Origin of the sequence: Streptomyces sp. NPDC052109 (assembly GCF_040680195.1) — a bacterium.
In the GTDB taxonomy this organism is placed as follows: domain Bacteria; phylum Actinomycetota; class Actinomycetes; order Streptomycetales; family Streptomycetaceae; genus Streptomyces.
The window spans coordinates 93,021-110,387 of sequence record NZ_JBFAWF010000021.1; the positions used below are offsets into that span (position 1 = coordinate 93,021).

Genomic DNA, 17,367 nt, shown 5'->3' on the forward strand with positions numbered 1-17,367 from the left:
CGCTGTTCCTCCGGCCCGGGCCTCCCTCACTGAAAGGACCCGCGATGCAGATCGCCATGGTCGTCTACGACCGCTTCACCGGCCTGGACGTCGTCGGACCCTACGAGATCCTCAGCCGGCTCCCCGACGCGCGGCTCACCTTCGTCGCCGAGCGGCCCGGCCCCGTACGCACCGACACCGGATTCCTCGCCGTCCTCGCCGACAAGACTCTCGAGGAGGTGCCCGCTCCCGACCTCCTGGTGGTCTCGGGAGGCCCCGGCACCTTGGCCCAACTGGAGAACCCGGCCCTGCTGGACTGGCTGCGCGCGGCCGACGCGGTCACCACCTGGACGACCTCGGTCTGCTCCGGCTCGCTGCTGTTGGCAGCCGCGGGTCTGCTGCGCGGCCGCCGCGCGACCAGCCACTGGGCCGCTCTGGAGCTGCTGGGCAGGCTGGGTGCCGAGCCGACGGGGGAGCGGGTCGTGACCGACGGCAAGTACGTCACCGCCGCCGGGGTCTCCTCCGGCATCGACATGGCCCTCACCCTGACCGGCCGGATCGCGGGCGACGAACACGCCCGGGCCGTCCAGCTGCTGACCGAGTACGACCCGCAGCCACCGTACGACGCCGGGTCCCCGCGGAAGGCGCCCGCGCACCTCGTGGAGGAGCTGCGCGCGGGCGGCCGGTTCAGTCTGACGTAGACGCGCTCCAGGTGAACCGCGGCTGCCGGCGCTCGAGGAACGCGGCGATCCCCTCCGCGGTGTCGGGGTTGCCGCGGGCCCGGTCGGCCCAGTGGGCGTCCCGGTCCGTCCGGCCGCCCGCGAACTCCTTCGCCGCGGCCTGGGTGAGCTGCGAGCGGGAGACCAGCATCCGGGTCAGCTCCACGACCCGCTTGTCCAGTTCGCCCGCCGGCAGCACCTCGTCCACCAGCCCGGTGGCGAGCGCCCGCCCGGTGCCGATCAGGTCGGCGGTGAACAACAGGTACTTGGCGGTGGCCGGGCCCACCAGCGACACCAGCCGGCGGGTCGAGGAGGCCGGATAGACGATGCCGAGCCGCGCCGGGGTCACCCCGAACAGCGCGCCCTCCTCCGCCAGCCGCAGGTCGCAGGCCGCCGCGAGCTGCGCCCCGCCGCCCACACAGTGCCCGCGCACGGCCGCCACGGTCGGCTTGGGGAACGCGGCCAGGGCCTCCTCGGCCGCCACGGCGAGCCGCTGTGCCTCCTCCGGAGACCCCTGGAGCGCGCTGATGTCCGCGCCCGCGCAGAAGGTCCCGCCCTCCCCGGTGAGCGCCAGCACCCGTACCTCCGGGTCCCGCGCGAACGACTCCAGCAGCGGCGGCAGCGCCCGCCACATCGCGGCGGTCATGGCGTTGCGCTTGGCCGGGTTGCGGATGACGACGGTGGCGACAGCGCCTTCGACGTGGTGCGACAGCTCGGGCTCCATGGCCCGGATGGTATGCACCCGCGCCAGCTCGACCAAGGCCGGGGCCGGCCCCCCAGGGGGTTCCGGCGCTCCCGGATCCCGTCCAGGGGGGAGAAGACACGCCGCCAGGCCAAACCCGTACGACCTGACTAGTTCGCGAACCGGCTTACGGGCGACAGGAACAGTCCCACACGTGACCGTGTCATACGCACTCGGTCAGAAACCGCTCGATACACGCTGACTTGTGTTCAGGGCTCCGGACAGGAGCGGATCGTTACCAACACTCGACGTGTGGTGACAATCGAGCGTGAGGGTGGCGACCGGACGATGGACAACCACGGGCGCGGGGACGACCCGCGCCCAGCGGGGGGCGCCGAGCGGCCGCCCGATCCACTGCCGTACGAGGGCGTCTGGCGGTTCACCGCCGCAGCGGTGGACGCCTCGGTCCCGCAGGCCCGGCACGCCGTACGGGACCTGCTGCTGCGCCAGGGCGTACCGGTCTCCGACGAGCTGGTGTACGGCCTGCTGCTGATCGTCTCCGAGCTGGTCACCAACGCGGTCCGGCACGCGGCGCTGCTGTCGCCGACGCTGGCCCTGGAGGTCGCCGTCGGGGCCGACTGGGTGCGGGTGTCCGTGGAGGACAACCACCCCTACCGCCCGACCGCGCTGGAGGCCGACCACGGCCAGACCGGCGGCCGGGGTCTGCTCCTGGTGCGGGAGGTGGCGCGCGAGGCGGGCGGCATGGTGGACGTGGAGCACACCGCGAGCGGCGGCAAGGTGATCTGGGCCGCCCTGCCGCTCAAGCCCGCGGTCCTGCCGTAGCACCGCACGCCGACGCCGTCGCCGAGGAACCGCTCACCAGCCCGTGGACGGGCCCGTCAGCTCCCTGACAGCCGGACGGGCCGCGTCCAGGACGGTCATGAACCAGGCCGAGAACGGGTCGCGGGCGTGCCGCTGCGCCAGCACGTCCGCGGTCACGAAGGCGGTCTGGGCGACCTCCTCCGCGTCGGGGGCGAGCGGCGCCTGCACCAGGCCGACGAACAGGTGGTTGTACTCCTGCTCGACCAGGCCCGAGGCCGGGTCCGGGTGGTTGTAGCGGACCGTGCCCGCCTCCGCCAGCAGCGAGGGGGACACGCCCAGTTCCTCGAACGTGCGCCGGGCCGCGGCGGCGAACGGGGCCTCGCCCGGGTACGGGTGGCCGCAGCAGGTGTTGGACCACACGCCGGGAGAGTGGTACTTGCCGAGCGCCCTCTGCTGGAGCAGCAGCCGGCCCTGCTCGTCGAAGAGGAACACCGAGAACGCGCGATGCAGCTGCCCCGGGGGCTGGTGGGCGGCGAGCTTCTCCGCCGTACCGATCGTCACACCCTTCTCGTCGACCAGTTCCAGCAAAATCGCCTCTGCGGTGCCGTTCGACGAGCTGTGCGTCGCGGTGGCAGGTGTGATCGGCATACCCATCCTTCGCCTCGGTCTTCGCACCCCAAGTCTGCCGTACGAATCCGGCACTCCCGGCACTTCCCCGCACGTCCGCGCGCGGCGCGGCACCGGAAGTCGGACCCGGTAGATCATCGTGCCCGGTCAGGAGATCACAGAACCGTCCGGGGTGGGTGTCGAACGTGTGTGCGCTCCGTCAGTGGCAGAGCCGGGCCTCGTGCTCGGCGTGCCCGCCCGGCTCCAGCTGGAAGGTGCAGTGCTCCACGTCGAAGTGGTCGCCGAGGCAGCCCTGCAGCTCGTGCAGCAGCTTCTCGTGGCCGACGGCGCTGAGCACCTCCGAGCTGACCACCACGTGCGCCGACAGCACCGGCATACCGGAGGTGATCGTCCAGGCGTGCAGATCGTGCACGTCCTCCACGCCGTCCAGCGCCAGGATGTGCGCCCGTACCTCTGTCATGTCCACGCCCTTCGGTGCCGCCTCCAGCAGCACGTCGAGCGTCTCGCGCAGCAGCTTCACCGTCCTCGGCACGATCATCACGCCGATGACCAGCGAGGCGACCGGGTCGGCGGCCCGCCAGCCCGTGGTCAGGATCACCACGGCCGAGACCAGCACCGCGAACGAGCCCAGGGCGTCCGCGGCGACCTCCAGGAAGGCGCCGCGCACGTTCAGGCTCTCCTTCTGTCCGCGCATCAGCAGGGTCAGCGAGATCGAGTTCGCCACCAGGCCGATCAGACCGAACACGACCATCAGGCCGCCGCGGGTCTCCGCGGGCGTCACGAACCGTTCGGCGGCCTCGTACAGGACGTATCCGCCGACCCCGAGCAGCAGCACACAGTTGGCCAGGGCGGCCAGGATCTCGGCGCGGGCGTAGCCGAAGGTGCGGTTGGTGCTCGGCGGGCGGTTCGCGAAGTGGATCGCGAGCAGGGCCATGCCGAGGCCCACCGCGTCGGTGGCCATGTGCGCCGCGTCCGCGATCAGCGCGAGCGAGTTCGCGAGCAGGCCGCCGACGATCTCCACCACCATGATCGTGAGCGTGATGCCCAGCGCGATCCGCAGGCGGCCCCGGTACGCGGCCGCGGCCGTACCCGTGGCCGGCGCATGGCTGTGCGCATGCCCGTGGTCGTGCCCTGCCCCCATGACAACCGCCCTTCGCTGTTCCGTCCGGCAGGGCCAGTGAACTACGGGTGGGGGGTATGGGGCAACGCGGCACTGAACACCGTTGTCATGTGCCCTGACCTGCGGAAACGTTCCGCAGGTCAGGACGGGTGCGGATCGACGGCGCGATTCGGCGGCGGGCTCAGCCGCCGTGGTGCAGCCGCCAGCCCCGCCAGGCCGACTCGACCATCTCGCGCACCCCGCGTGAGGCCCGCCAGCCCAGCTGCTCGGCGGCCCGCTCGGCCGAGGCGGCCGAGCGGGGCGCGTCCCCCGGCCGGCGCCCCTGCACCACCGGCTCCCGGCGGTCCCCGGTGACCTCCCCGATGACCGTGATCAGCTCCCGCACCGAGACGCCCTCGCCCCGCCCGATGTTCAGCGTGAGGTCGCCGGACAGGTCCCCGGCGGCCAGCCGGCGCGCCGCCGCGAGATGGGTCTCGGCGAGGTCGGCCACATGGATGTAGTCCCGGATGCAGGTGCCGTCCGGCGTCGGATGGTCGGCACCGAAGATCCGCGGGGCCTCGCCGCGGGTGAGCCGGCCGAACACCATCGGCACGATGTTGAACACACCGTATCCGCGAGCTCGGGCGCCGCGGCGCCCGCCACGTTGAAGTACCGCAGGCGTACCGTGGAGATCCCGTGTGCCCGCCCGGCCGCCCGCACCAGCCACTCCCCGGCCAGCTCGGTCCCACCGTAGGGGTTCACCGGCTCGCACGGGGTGTCCTCGCTGATCAGGTCCACCCCCGGGTTGCCGTACACCGCCGCCGACGAGGAGAAGACCAGCCGCCGGATCCCGGCACACCGGCGACCGCGTCCAGGAGGGTGGTGAGGCCGCCCACGTTCTCCCGGTAGTAGCGGGTGGGCTCGGCCACCGACTCGGCGACCTGCTTGCGCGCCGCCAGGTGGACGACGCCCGTGACGGCGTACTGCGTGAAGACCCGCTTCAGCAGCGTGCCGTCCAGCGTCGAGCCCGGCACCAGCGGGACGTCCGCCGGTAGCCGCTCGGTCACCGCGGCCGACAGGTCGTCCAGCGCCACGACGCTCTCCCCGGCCTCGGCCATGGCACGTGCCACATGCGGCCCGATGTGTCCGGCTCCGCCGGTGATCAGCCACGTCATGGTCGTCCCGCCTGTGCCGCCCCTGCCCGTGTCCCGCTTGCCCGGGTCTGCGCCCGACGGTTTGTGGGGTGGGGCCCGGATCCCTGATGATGATCGCGGCAAAGGCCGGGGCAGCCCCCGTGGGCCGGGCCGTGAACGGCCGGTGAACAAGGGATCCCGCCCATCCGATAGCCTCTGCCGACATGCCGCCCGGGTGCCGCAGGCAGGGCGCCCCATCACGTGAGAGACCGGCGTCCGCGCGCCGGCACCCAGGGAGTGAGTTCGGTTGTCGACCGCCATCGTCACCGGTCAGCCGGTACCCGGATCGTCCCTCGAGAACGATCTGCGGTCGCTCGGTTTCGACGTCCGGGTGGCGGCGGACGCGGCCGAGGCCGAGACCCTGCTCGCAGCCGCTCCGGCCGGCGACCGCGTGGCCCTGGTGGACGCCCGCTTCGTCGGCCACCAGCACGCCCTGCGCCTCGGCCTGACCGACCCGCGCTTCCCGCTCTCCGCCGTCCCCGGCGCCGTCACCGCCCAGTCGGCCGCCCGGCAGGCGCTGACCCGCGCGGTCGCCCGCGAGACCTCGACCGGCGGTGGTACCGCCCTGGCCGTGGACAGCCTCGCCGACCGCACGGTCACCGCCCTCGACGCCGACGGCTGCGCGGTGCACCGGCCGGAGCTGGGCAGCCTGGTCGCCGCCGTCCCCGCCGACCCGCAGGCCCGCAACGAGGCACGGCAGGCCGTCGCCGCCGTCGACGACGAGGCCGTACGCCTGAAGTCGGCCGTGAAGTCCCGCGACGGTTTCTTCACCACGTTCTTCATCAGCCCCTACTCGCGCTACATCGCCCGCTGGTGTGCCCGTCGGGGCCTGACCCCCAACCAGGTCACCACGGCCTCGCTGCTCACCGCCCTGATCGCGGCGGGCTGCGCGGCGACGGGCACCCGGGGCGGTTTCATCGCCGCCGGGGTGCTGCTGATCGCCTCGTTCGTCCTGGACTGCACCGACGGCCAGCTCGCCCGCTACGCCCTGAAGTACTCCACACTCGGCGCCTGGCTCGACGCCACCTTCGACCGGGCCAAGGAGTACGCCTACTACGCCGGCCTCGCCCTCGGCGCGGCCCGGGGTGGCGACGACGTGTGGGCCCTCGCCCTCGGCGCGATGATCCTGCAGACCTGCCGGCACGTGGTCGACTTCTCCTTCAACGAGGCCAACCACGACGCCACCGCCAACACCAGCCCCACCGCCGCCCTCTCCGACAAGCTGGACAGCGTCGGCTGGACGGTGTGGCTGCGGCGAATGATCGTGCTGCCGATCGGCGAGCGCTGGGCGATGATCGCGGTCCTGACGGCGGCCACGACCCCGCGCATCACCTTCTACGTCCTGCTCGTCGGCTGTGCCTTCGCCGCGACCTACACCACGGCGGGCCGTGTGCTGCGGTCCCTGACCCGCAGGGCGCGGCGCACCGACCGGGCCGCGCAGGCGCTCGCGGACCTCGCCGACTCCGGTCCGCTCGCCGAGCTGCTGTGCCGAGGCCCGCGTGTCAAGGCCCACGCCCTGGCGCCCCTCAGCGCGGGCTTCGGCGCCGCGCTCCTCGCGGTCGTGGCCGGCGTCTGGGGGGCGAGCTGGCAGACGGTCGCCGCCGCCGGCCTCTATGCGCTCCTGGCGGCCGAAGCCGTCGATCACCCGCTCGAGGGCGCCCTCGACTGGCTGGTCCCGCCCCTCTTCCGGGCCGCCGAGTACGGCACCGTCCTGATCCTCGCGAGCAAAGCAGGGGTGAACGGCGCCCTTCCTGCGGCTTTCGGCCTGGTGGCCGCCGTCGCCTACCATCACTACGACACGGTGTACCGCATCCGCGGGAACGCCGGAGCGCCCCCGGCCTGGCTGGTGCGCGCCATCGGGGGGCACGAAGGGCGGACGCTGCTCGTCACCGTCCTGGCCGCGGTGCTCACCGCCGCACAGTTCACCGTCGCGCTCACGGTCCTCGCCGTGGCCGTCGCCCTCGTGGTGCTCGTCGAGAGCATCCGCTTCTGGGTGTCCGCTGGGGCGCCCGCCGTACACGACGAAGGAGAACCCGCATGATCGGCCTCGTGCTGGCGGCCGGCGCCGGACGGCGTCTGCGCCCCTACACCGACACCCTGCCCAAGGCGCTGGTGCCGGTCGGGCCCGCGGGCATAGAGGGCGAACCCACGGTCCTGGACCTCACGCTCGCCAACTTCGCCGAGGTCGGCCTGACCGAGGTCGCGGTCATCGTCGGCTACCGCAAGGAGGCCGTCTACGAGCGCAAGGCGGCCCTGGAGCAGAAGTACGGCCTGAAGCTCACCCTCATCGACAACGACAAGGCCGAGGAGTGGAACAACGCCTACTCCCTGTGGTGCGGCCGTGACGCCCTCAAGGACGGCGTGATCCTCGCCAACGGCGACACCGTCCACCCGGTCTCCGTCGAGAAGACGCTGCTCGCCGCGCGCGGCGGGGGCAAGAAGATCATCCTTGCCCTGGACACGGTGAAGAGCCTGGCCGACGAGGAGATGAAGGTCGTCGTCGACCCCGGGAAGGGAATGACGAAGATCACCAAGCTGATGGAGCCGGCCGAGGCGACCGGCGAGTACATCGGCGTCACCCTGATCGAGGGTGACGCCGCCCCCGAGCTGGCCGACGCGTTGAAGACGGTCTGGGAGACGGACCCGCAGCAGTTCTACGAGCACGGGTACCAGGAGCTGGTCAACCGCGGCTTCCGGATCGACGTGGCGCCGATCGGTGACGTCAGGTGGGTCGAGATCGACAACCACGAGGACCTCGCCAAGGGTCGGGAGATCGCGTGCCACTACTGACCAGGCTGATTCCCTCGCCGGTCGTCGTGGACATCCGCCCGGGTGCCCTCGACGACCTGGCCGGTGTCCTCGCCGACGAGCGCATCGCGCAGTCCGGCCGGCTCGCCGTCGCCGTCAGCGGCGGCTCCGGCGCGAAGCTGCGTGAGCGCATCGCCCCCTCGCTGCCCGGCGCCAGCTGGTACGAGGTCGGCGGCGGCACCCTCGACGACGCGATCCGACTGGCCGGCGAGATGAAGTCCGGCCACTACGACGCCGTCGTCGGGCTCGGCGGCGGGAAGATCATCGACTGCGCCAAGTTCGCCGCGGCCCGCATCGGCCTGCCCCTGGTCGCCGTGCCGACGAACCTCGCGCACGACGGTCTGTGCTCGCCGGTCGCGACACTCGACAACGACGCCGGGCGCGGCTCCTACGGCGTGCCGAACCCGATCGCCGTCGTCATCGACCTGGACGTGATCCGCGAGGCCCCGGCCCGCTTCGTCCGGGCCGGCATCGGCGACGCGATCTCCAACATCAACGCGGTCGCGGACTGGGAGCTGTCCAACCGGGTCAACGGCGAGAAGATCGACGGTCTCGCCGCGGCCATGGCCCGCCAGGCCGGCGAGGCGGTGCTGCGCCACCCCGGCGGCATCGGGGAGAACGACTTCCTCCAGGTGCTCGCAGAGGCGCTGGTGCTCAGCGGCATCTCGATGTCGATCTCCGGCGACTCCCGGCCCTCCTCCGGCTCCTGCCACGAGATCAACCACGCCTTCGACCTGCTGTTCCCCAGGCGGGCGGCCGCCCACGGCGAGCAGTGCGGGCTCGGCGCGGCCTTCGCGACGTACCTGCGCGGGGCCCACGAGGACGCGGTCCACACCGCCGAGGTACTGCGCCGGCACGGGCTGCCCGTACTGCCGGAGGAGATCGGCTTCAGCGTGGACGAGTTCGTCCGCGCGGTGGAGTTCGCCCCGGAGACCCGCCCCGGCCGCTACACGATCCTCGAACACCTCGCCCTCAAGCCGAACCAGATCAAGGACATCTACGCCGACTATGTCAAGGCCATCGGTAGCTGAACTCCGTCCGGTCGTCCACCCCGCGGGGGTGAAGGACCGGCGCAGCGGTGAGCACTGGATGGGACGCCTCTACATGCGCGAGGTGTCCCTGCGGGTCGACCGCTACCTGGTCAACACCAGCGTCACGCCCAACCAGCTCACGTACCTGATGACCGTCTTCGGCGTGCTCGCGGCCCCGGCGCTCCTGGTGCCGGGGATCCCGGGCGCCGTACTGGGCGTCGTGTGCGTCCAGATGTACCTGCTGCTGGACTGCGTCGACGGCGAGATCGCGCGCTGGAAGAAGCAGTACTCGCTGAACGGCGTCTACCTGGACCGGGTCGGCGCCTATCTGACCGACGCCGCGGTGCTCACCGGCTTCGGCCTGCGCGCCGCCGACCTGTGGGGCGGCGGCCGTATCGACTGGCTCTGGGCCTTCCTCGGCACCCTGGCCGCGCTCGGCGCCATCCTCGTCAAGGCCGAGACCGACCTCGTCCAGGTCGCCCGCCACCAGTCCGGCAAGCCGCCGGTCAAGGAGGCCGCGGCCGAGATGCGTTCCTCCGGCATGGCGCTGGCCCGCCGGGCCGCCGCCGCCCTGAAGTTCCACCGGCTGATCCTGGGCATCGAGGCGTCCCTGCTGATCCTGGTGCTGGCGATCGTCGACCAGGTGCGCGGCGACCTGTTCTTCTCCCGGCTGGGTGTCGCGGTGCTGGCCGGCATCGCCCTGCTGCAGACCCTGCTGCACCTGGTGTCCATCCTCGCCTCCAGCAGGCTGAAGTGAGCACGGCCATGCGGGTCGGCGCCGTCATCATCACCATGGGCAACCGGCCCGAGGAACTGCGGGCCCTGCTGGACTCGGTCGCCAAGCAGGACGGCGATCCGGTCGAGGTGGTCGTCGTCGGCAACGGCTCGCCGGTCCCGGACGTCCCCGAGGGCGTGCGGACCATGGAGCTGCCCGAGAACCTGGGCATCCCCGGCGGCCGCAACGTCGGCATGGAGGCCTTCGGGCCCAGCGGTCGCGATGTCGACATATTGCTCTTCCTCGACGACGACGGGCTGCTCGCCCGCCACGACACCGCCGAGCTGTGCCGGGAGGCCTTCGCCGCGGACCCGAGGCTCGGCATCGTCAGCTTCCGCATCGCCGACCCGGAGACCGGCGAGACGCAGCGCCGCCATGTGCCCCGGCTGCGCGCCTCCGACCCGATGCGCTCCTCCCGGGTCACCACCTTCCTCGGCGGGGCCAACGCCGTCCGCACCCGGGTCTTCGCCGAGGTCGGCGGACTGCCGGACGAGTTCTTCTACGCCCACGAGGAGACCGACCTGGCCTGGCGGGCCCTCGACGCCGGCTGGATGATCGACTACCGGTCCGACATGGTGCTGAACCACCCGACCACCGCGCCCTCGCGGCACGCGGTCTACCACCGCATGGTCGCCCGCAACCGCGTCTGGCTGGCCCGCCGCAACCTCCCCGCGCCCCTGGTCCCCGTCTACCTCGGCGTCTGGATGCTGCTCACGCTGCTGCGCCGCCCCTCCCGGCCGGCCCTGAGGGCGTGGTTCGGCGGATTCCGCGAGGGCTGGACCACGCCGTGCGGCCCGCGCCGTCCCATGCGCTGGCGCACCGTGTGGAGGCTGACCCGGCTGGGCCGTCCTCCGGTGATCTGAGAAGCTTGCTCTTACCTGAAGAGAGCAAGCTTCTTACCTAGAGAGTTCCGGATTTCCACTCGTGAGTCACACAACGCATGACGGCGGTGTCGCGGTGAGCGCGATACCGCCGCCCGACGAGGGGCTGACGGCGGCGCAGCTCGCCGCAAAGTACGGGCTCGCCGTGAGCGGCGCCCGTCCCTCGCTGGCCGAGTACGTACGCCAGCTGTGGGGGCGGCGTCACTTCGTCCTCGCCTTCTCCCAGGCGAAGCTGACGGCACAGTACAGCCAGGCCAAGCTCGGCCAGCTGTGGCAGGTGGCGACACCGCTGCTCAACGCGGGCGTGTACTACTTCATCTTCGGCGTGATCCTGCACGCGAGCCGTGGTCTGCCCCAGGACGTGTACATCCCCTTCCTGGTCACGGGCGTGTTCGTCTTCACCTTCACGCAGAGCTCGGTGATGTCGGGCGTCCGTGCGATCTCCGGCAACCTGGGCCTGGTGCGCGCCCTGCACTTCCCGCGCGCCGCGCTGCCCATCTCCTTCTCGCTGCAGCAGCTGCAGCAGCTGCTCTTCTCGATGATCGTGATGTTCGTCGTGGCGATCGGCTTCGGCAGCTACCCGAGCCCCGCCTGGCTGCTGATCGTGCCGGTCCTGCTGCTGCAGTTCCTGTTCAACACCGGGCTCTCGCTGGTCGTGGCCCGCATGGGCGCCAAGACGCCGGATCTGGCCCAGCTGATGCCGTTCGTCCTGCGCACCTGGATGTACACCTCCGGCGTCATGTTCTCCATCAACAAGATGATGGAGGGCCGCTCGGAGATCGCGGTCCGGCTGCTCCAGGTCAACCCGGCCGCCGTCTACATGGACCTGATGCGCTACGCGCTGATCGACGGTTACGGCGCCTCTAACCTGCCGCCGCACGTGTGGGCCATCGCGCTGTTCTGGGCGGTGGTCGTCTTCGCCGGTGGCTTCGTGTACTTCTGGAAGGCGGAGGAGAGGTACGGCCGTGGCTGAGCGGAACGCCCCGGCCCGCGAGGAGCTGCGCCCGACGGTCATCGCGGACGGCCTGCACATCGTCTACCGGGTCAACGGAGCCAAGACCGGCAAGGGCAGCGCTGCGGCCGCCCTCAGCCGGATCGTCAAGCGCGGCGAGGACCGCGGGGTGCGCAAGGTGCACGCCGTGCGCGGCGTGTCCTTCGTCGCCTACCGCGGCGAGGCCATCGGCCTGATCGGCTCCAACGGCTCCGGCAAGTCGACGCTGCTGCGTGCCATCGCCGGGCTGCTGCCCGCCGAGAAGGGCAAGGTCTACACCGACGGCCAGCCCTCGCTGCTCGGCGTCAACGCGGCCCTGATGAACGACCTGACGGGCGAGCGGAACGTCATCCTGGGCGGTCTCGCCATGGGCATGTCCCGGGAGCAGATCAAGGAGCGTTATCAGGACATCGTCGACTTCTCCGGGATCAACGAGAAGGGCGACTTCATCACCCTGCCGATGCGCACGTACTCCTCCGGAATGGCGGCCCGGCTGCGGTTCTCCATCGCCGCCGCCAAGGACCACGACGTGCTCATGATCGACGAGGCGCTCGCCACCGGTGACCGCAAGTTCCAGAAGCGCTCAGAGGAGCGCATCCGGGAATTGCGCAAGGAGGCCGGCACGGTGTTTCTGGTCAGTCACAACAACAAGTCCATCCGCGACACCTGCAACCGCGTCCTGTGGCTGGAGCGCGGTGAGCTGCGCATGGACGGACCGACCGAAGAGGTTCTGAAGGAGTACGAGAAGTTCACGGGCAAGTAGCCCGGTTCGGCCGGGGTCCCGCCGGAATCCCTCCGGTGGGGCCCGCTTCTGCAAAGGAACCGTCAACTCCGGTTGGCGTTGGGAATCTTGGAGCCAATCGGTGTGTTGTTGTGATGTGCAGGACACCCCGACGAACCTCGCTGCGTTGTACAACGTAAGCTGTACCGGTGCCGGAAAGCGGCAAGTGGGGCGATAATGCGCGACACCCCGCGCCAGGGCACCCCCCGCGGATTGCCGGGCGGCGTGTCCGAAATAGTGTGTATTGGGTCGGCAGTGTAGAACGGGAGATGTGACGGCAATGGCTACGGAAACTCCCCAGCTCAACGCAGCATGTGCCGTCCCCGCCCCGGGCAGCGCCCGATGACGGCCACCGAGACGGCGCCGGACCTGGAGCGCGCCACTCTGGACAAGGCCGCGAGCGAGAACTTTCCGGTGGCCCCCTTCTTCCTCCCCCGGGCGTGGCGCGACGACCTCATGGCCGTCTACGGCTTCGCCCGCCTGGTCGACGACATCGGTGACGGCGATCTCGCCCCCGGGGGCGCCGACGCCCGGCTGCTCGGCGTGTCGCCCGCCGACGCCGAGGACCGCCTGGTTCTCCTCGACGCGTTCGAGGCCGACCTGCGCCGTGTCTTCGACGGCACCCCGCACCATCCGCTGCTGCGCCGGCTGCAGCCCACCGTCCGCCGCCGCTCCCTCGCCCCCGAGCCCTTCCTCGGCCTGATCGCCGCCAACCGCCAGGACCAGCTCGTCACCCGGTACGAGACCTACGACGACCTCCTCGCCTACTGCGAACTGTCCGCGAACCCCGTCGGCCGCCTCGTCCTCGCCGTCACCGGCACCTCGACCCCCGAGCGGATCCGGCTGTCCGACGCGATCTGCACCGCGCTGCAGATCGTGGAACACCTCCAGGACGTCGCCGAGGACCTCGGACGGGACCGGATCTACCTCCCGGCCGCGGACATGAAGCGCTTCCACGTCCAGGAATCGGACCTCGCCGCGAAAACCGCGGGCGCATCGGTGCGCGCCCTGGTTGCATACGAAGCACAACGCGCCCGCGTTCTGCTGAATGAAGGCGCCCCCCTGGTGGGTAGCGTCCACGGCAGACTGAAGCTGCTGCTCGCGGGGTTCGTGGCAGGGGGAAGGGCGGCGATCAGGGCGATCGCCGCCGCTGATTACGACGTACTTCCCGGCCCGCCCAAACCCGGCAAGGTCCAGTTGCTGCGTGAGGCGGGCGTGATCCTGCGAGGAGAGGGGTGATCCGGACCGTGGATTCTCCGTCGCACGTGTCCGCACCGGTACTCGCCGCCTACAGCTACTGCGAGACCGTCACCGGGCAGCAGGCCCGTAACTTCGCTTACGGCATCCGGCTGCTGCCCACGCCCAAGCGCCGCGCCATGTCGGCGCTGTACGCGTTCTCCCGGCGGGTGGACGACATCGGCGACGGCGACCTGGCCGACGAGGTGAAGCTGAAGCGGCTCGAGGACACCAGGGCGCTGCTCGCCCGGGTCCGGGAGGACGAGGTGGAGGAGGACGACACCGATCCGGTCGCCGTCGCCCTCGCCCATGCCGCGCGGGCCTTCCCGATCCCGCTCGGCGGTCTGGACGAGCTGATCGACGGCGTCCAGATGGACGTGCGCGGCGAGACCTACGAGACCTGGGACGACCTGAAGGTCTACTGCCGGTGTGTCGCCGGTGCCATCGGCCGCCTCTCGCTCGGCGTGTTCGGCACCGAACCGGGAGCCCGCGGCGCCGAGCGCGCGTCCGAGTACGCCGACACGCTCGGCCTCGCCCTGCAGCTGACCAACATCCTCAGGGACGTCCGCGAGGACGCGGCCGGCGGCCGTACCTATCTGCCCGCCGACGACCTCGCCAAGTTCGGCTGTTCGGCCGGGTTCGACGGGCCGACGCCACCGGAGGGCTCCGACTTCGCGGGCCTCGTGCACTTCGAAGTGCGACGGGCCCGTGCCCTTTTCGCCGAGGGCTACCGGCTGCTCCCCATGCTCGACCGGCGCAGCGGCGCCTGCGTGGCCGCCATGGCCGGTATCTACCGCAGGCTGCTGGACCGCATCGAGCGCGATCCGGAGGCCGTGCTGCGCGGCCGGGTCTCGCTGCCCGGACGCGAGAAGGCCTACGTCGCCGTGCGCGGCCTGTCCGGTCTGGACACCCGGCACGCGACCCGCCATGTCTCCCCCCGGTCCATCAGGAGGCGCGCCTGATGGACCTCACCGAACCAGGAGACATGCGCCAGGCAACCCCGCGCTGCGGCGTGGCGTCCCTGACTGCGACGGCCGACCGTGCACCGTTCACCCTGCACGCTCGGCACGCACGGAAGGACGCACGATGAGCGACGGCTCGCGCCCCGCACAGGCGCACGGCACCGCGGGAGACGAGGGCGCGGCAGGCCGCAGCGCCGTCGTGGTCGGCGGCGGACTCGCCGGGATCACCACGGCGCTCGCGCTCGCCGACGCGGGCGTCCGCGTCACCCTGCTCGAAGGCAGGCCCAGACTGGGCGGCCTCGCCTTCTCCTTCCAGCGCGGCGAACTGACCGTCGACAACGGCCAGCACGTGTACCTGCGCTGCTGCACCGCCTACCGCTGGTTCCTCGACCGGATCGAGGGCGCGGCGCTGGCACCGCTGCAGGACCGCCTGGACGTGCCCGTCGTCGACGTCGCCAAGCCCGAGGGCAGGCGGCTCGGCCGGCTGCGGCGCGACCCGCTGCCCGTCCCCCTCCATCTGGGTCGAAGCCTGGCCGCCTATCCGCACCTCTCGCTCGCCGAGCGCGCCGCCGTCGGGCGTGCCGCGCTCGCGCTGAAGGGGCTCGACCTCGCCGATCCGACCCTGGACACCCAGGACTTCGGCAGCTGGCTGGCCGCGCACGGCCAGTCGGCGCGCGCTGTCGAGGCCCTGTGGGACCTGGTCGGGGTCGCCACCCTCAACGCGGTCGCGGGCGACGCCTCGCTGGGGCTCGCCGCGATGGTGTTCAAGACCGGTCTGCTGTCCGAACCGGGCGCGGCCGACATCGGCTGGGCCCGCGTCCCGCTGGGCGAACTGCACGACCGGCTGGCCCGCAAGGCGCTCGACTCCGCGGGCGTCCGTACCGAGGTCCGTACACGCGTCACCTCCGTCTCTATCAACGAGAACGGCACCTGGAGCGTTCAGGTTCCCGGGGAGCGCATCGAAACCGACGCGGTCGTCCTCGCCGTACCCCACCGCGAGGCCCACGACCTGCTGCCGCCCCGCGCCCTCGACGCCCCCGAGCGGCTGCTGGACATCGGTACCGCGCCGATCCTCAACGTCCATGTCGTCTACGACCGCACGGTGCTGGCCCGTCCCTTCTTCGCGGCCCTCGGCACCCCCGTGCAGTGGGTCTTCGACCGCACCCACGCCTCCGGTCTCGGCGAGGGCCAGTACCTCGCGCTGTCCCAGTCGGCCGCGCAGGACGAGATCGACCTGCCGGTCGCCGACCTCCGCGAGCGCTATCTTCCCGAGCTGGAGCGGCTGATCCCGGGTACCCGCGGCGCCGAGGTGCTGGACTTCTTCGTGACCCGGGAGCGCGCGGCCACGTTCGCCCCCACCCCCGGCGTCGGACGGCTGCGGCCCGGCGCCCGCACCAAGGCACCCGGCCTGTACCTGGCCGGAGCGTGGACCGCCACCGGGTGGCCCGCGACCATGGAGAGTGCGGTCCGCAGTGGAGTGAGCGCGGCCGACGCCGCCCTCAGCGCCCTGGGCCGGCCCCGCCCCCGCCATCTCTTCGAGTTCGAGGAGGCGGCCTGATGCTCGATCAGGAGCCCGCGGCAGGCCCCCGCACTCCCGGTACCGCAACAAGAGGAGAGACTGTGCCCACTGTGCCCCCGGCCTCGACGCCCGCTCCACGGGCCGCGGTGGACGTGACCGCGCTGCTGGAGCGCGGCCGGACCCTGGCCACTCCGGTCCTGCGTGCGGCCGTCGACCGGCTGGCTTCTCCCATGGACACCGTCGCCGCCTACCACTTCGGGTGGATCGACGCCGCGGGCAACCCGGCAGACGGCGACGGCGGCAAGGCCGTGCGTCCCGCGCTCGCCGTGCTCTCCGCCGAGGTCACCGGTGCCAGGCCCGAGGTGGGCATCCCCGGTGCCGTCGCCGTCGAACTCGTCCACAACTTCTCGCTGCTCCACGACGACCTGATGGACGGCGACGAGCAGCGCCGGCACCGCGACACCGTCTGGAAGGTGCACGGCCCCGCCCAGGCCATCCTGGTCGGCGACGCCCTGTTCGCCCTCGCCAACGAGATCCTGCTGGAGCTCGGCACCGTCGAGGCCGGCCGCGCCACCCGCCGGCTCACCACCGCCACCCGCGCCCTGATCGACGGCCAGGCGCAGGACATCTCCTACGAGCACCGCGACCGCGTCAGCGTCGAGGAGTGCCTGGAGATGGAGGGCAACAAGACCGGCGCGCTGCTCGCCGCCTCCAGCTCCATCGGCGCGGTCCTCGGCGGCGCGGACGACGCCACCGCCGACGCGCTGGAGAAGTACGGCTACCACCTCGGCCTCGCCTTCCAGGCGATCGACGACCTGCTCGGCATCTGGGGCGACCCGGAGGCCACCGGGAAGCAGACCTGGAGCGACCTGCGCCAGCGCAAGAAGTCCCTGCCGGTGGTCGCCGCGCTCGCGGCCGGCGGCTCCGCCTCCGAGCAGCTCGGCGAGATCCTCGCCGCGGACGCCAAGAGCAGCGACTTCGAGAACTTCTCCGAAGAGGAGTTCGCGGCCCGCGCGGCCCTCATCGAGGAGGCGGGCGGCCGCGAGTGGACCGCCGAGGAAGCGCGCCGTCAGCACACCATCGCCATCGAGGCCCTCGACGCCGTCCACATGCCCGACCGGGTACGCGACTCCTTCACGGCGCTCGCCGACTTCGTCGTCGTACGAAAGAGATGATCACTATCGGCCGAACACGCCTCGCGTAGTCGCCGGCCGGTGTCCGAGGATCGACTTCAGGACACCGGCCGACGGCGGACCCACAGC

General features: G+C 71.7%; 17 protein-coding genes and 1 pseudogene. 14 read left to right on the forward strand and 4 right to left on the reverse strand.

The features are described from left to right. Nucleotides 1–44: 44 nt before the first annotated feature. Nucleotides 45–680, forward strand: a complete 636-nt coding sequence (locus AB0L59_RS32500; protein ID WP_365590228.1) for a DJ-1/PfpI family protein — start codon at nucleotides 45–47, stop codon at nucleotides 678–680. On the opposite strand, the gene AB0L59_RS32505 is transcribed toward AB0L59_RS32500, so the two are convergent. Next, entirely contained in the window at nucleotides 667–1,422 is a 756-nt protein-coding gene (locus AB0L59_RS32505; RefSeq protein ID WP_365590229.1) for an enoyl-CoA hydratase/isomerase family protein, read from the reverse strand. The two genes, AB0L59_RS32500 and AB0L59_RS32505, sit on opposite strands and share 14 nt — an antisense overlap. Nucleotides 1,423–1,728: 306 nt before the next feature. Between AB0L59_RS32505 and AB0L59_RS32510 the strand changes: the two genes are divergently transcribed. After that, nucleotides 1,729–2,223, forward strand: coding sequence for an ATP-binding protein (locus AB0L59_RS32510; protein ID WP_365590280.1), 495 nt, complete (start codon nucleotides 1,729–1,731; stop codon nucleotides 2,221–2,223). A gap of 33 nt (nucleotides 2,224–2,256) precedes the next feature. Here AB0L59_RS32510 and idi read toward each other — a convergent pair whose 3' ends face one another. The 3 genes and pseudogenes from idi to galE all read right to left on the reverse strand — a co-directional run bounded on the left by idi (nucleotide 2,257) and on the right by galE (nucleotide 5,103). Then, entirely contained in the window at nucleotides 2,257–2,850 is a 594-nt protein-coding gene (idi, locus tag AB0L59_RS32515; RefSeq protein WP_365590230.1) for an isopentenyl-diphosphate Delta-isomerase, read from the reverse strand. Between the two features lie 178 nt (nucleotides 2,851–3,028). After that, nucleotides 3,029–3,970, reverse strand: a complete 942-nt coding sequence (locus tag AB0L59_RS32520) for a cation diffusion facilitator family transporter (protein WP_365590231.1) — start codon at nucleotides 3,968–3,970, stop codon at nucleotides 3,029–3,031. 160 nt (nucleotides 3,971–4,130) lie between these two features. Beyond that, nucleotides 4,131–5,103: pseudogene (galE, locus tag AB0L59_RS32525) on the reverse strand (UDP-glucose 4-epimerase GalE). Between the two features lie 265 nt (nucleotides 5,104–5,368). On the opposite strand from galE, the gene AB0L59_RS32530 reads away from it, so the two are divergent. From AB0L59_RS32530 to AB0L59_RS32585, 12 genes are all read left to right on the forward strand, one after another. Further along, complete coding sequence (locus AB0L59_RS32530; RefSeq protein WP_365590232.1) at nucleotides 5,369–7,162, forward strand: DUF5941 domain-containing protein; 1,794 nt, start codon at nucleotides 5,369–5,371, stop codon at nucleotides 7,160–7,162. After that, the gene (locus AB0L59_RS32535; RefSeq protein ID WP_365590233.1) at nucleotides 7,159–7,911 is read left to right on the forward strand and encodes a phosphocholine cytidylyltransferase family protein; all 753 of its coding nucleotides are present in this window, start codon (nucleotides 7,159–7,161) and stop codon (nucleotides 7,909–7,911) included. Before AB0L59_RS32530 ends, AB0L59_RS32535 begins: the two co-directional genes overlap by 4 nt. Then, nucleotides 7,899–8,960 carry an iron-containing alcohol dehydrogenase family protein gene (locus AB0L59_RS32540; RefSeq protein WP_365590234.1) on the forward strand — a complete coding sequence of 354 codons (1,062 nt, stop codon included), beginning with the start codon at nucleotides 7,899–7,901 and terminating at the stop codon, nucleotides 8,958–8,960. The genes AB0L59_RS32535 and AB0L59_RS32540 overlap by 13 nt, the downstream gene beginning before the upstream one ends. Then, nucleotides 8,938–9,717: a CDP-alcohol phosphatidyltransferase family protein gene (locus AB0L59_RS32545; protein ID WP_365590235.1), complete on the forward strand. Its 780-nt coding sequence runs from the start codon at nucleotides 8,938–8,940 to the stop codon at nucleotides 9,715–9,717. The genes AB0L59_RS32540 and AB0L59_RS32545 overlap by 23 nt, the downstream gene beginning before the upstream one ends. Before the next feature lie 8 nt (nucleotides 9,718–9,725). Beyond that, nucleotides 9,726–10,598: a glycosyltransferase gene (locus tag AB0L59_RS32550; protein WP_365590281.1), complete on the forward strand. Its 873-nt coding sequence runs from the start codon at nucleotides 9,726–9,728 to the stop codon at nucleotides 10,596–10,598. A 61-nt stretch (nucleotides 10,599–10,659) separates the two neighbouring features. After that, a complete protein-coding gene (locus tag AB0L59_RS32555) occupies nucleotides 10,660–11,589 on the forward strand; it encodes an ABC transporter permease (RefSeq protein ID WP_365590236.1) in 930 nt (309 codons plus the stop codon). Beyond that, nucleotides 11,582–12,370 carry an ABC transporter ATP-binding protein gene (locus AB0L59_RS32560; protein ID WP_365590237.1) on the forward strand — a complete coding sequence of 263 codons (789 nt, stop codon included), beginning with the start codon at nucleotides 11,582–11,584 and terminating at the stop codon, nucleotides 12,368–12,370. Before AB0L59_RS32555 ends, AB0L59_RS32560 begins: the two co-directional genes overlap by 8 nt. Nucleotides 12,371–12,730: 360 nt before the next feature. After that, nucleotides 12,731–13,627 carry a squalene synthase HpnC gene (gene hpnC / locus AB0L59_RS32565; protein WP_365590238.1) on the forward strand — a complete coding sequence of 299 codons (897 nt, stop codon included), beginning with the start codon at nucleotides 12,731–12,733 and terminating at the stop codon, nucleotides 13,625–13,627. After that, nucleotides 13,624–14,586 (forward strand): presqualene diphosphate synthase HpnD, encoded by a 963-nt coding sequence (gene hpnD / locus AB0L59_RS32570; protein WP_365590239.1) that lies wholly within the window; start codon nucleotides 13,624–13,626, stop codon nucleotides 14,584–14,586. Before hpnC ends, hpnD begins: the two co-directional genes overlap by 4 nt. A gap of 23 nt (nucleotides 14,587–14,609) precedes the next feature. Next, nucleotides 14,610–14,714 (forward strand): DUF6380 family protein, encoded by a 105-nt coding sequence (locus AB0L59_RS32575; RefSeq protein WP_365590282.1) that lies wholly within the window; start codon nucleotides 14,610–14,612, stop codon nucleotides 14,712–14,714. Continuing rightward, entirely contained in the window at nucleotides 14,711–16,144 is a 1,434-nt protein-coding gene (hpnE, locus tag AB0L59_RS32580; RefSeq protein ID WP_365590240.1) for a hydroxysqualene dehydroxylase HpnE, read from the forward strand. The genes AB0L59_RS32575 and hpnE overlap by 4 nt, the downstream gene beginning before the upstream one ends. Next, nucleotides 16,144–17,280: a polyprenyl synthetase family protein gene (locus AB0L59_RS32585; RefSeq protein ID WP_365590241.1), complete on the forward strand. Its 1,137-nt coding sequence runs from the start codon at nucleotides 16,144–16,146 to the stop codon at nucleotides 17,278–17,280. The genes hpnE and AB0L59_RS32585 overlap by 1 nt, the downstream gene beginning before the upstream one ends. Nucleotides 17,281–17,367 lie beyond the last annotated feature (87 nt).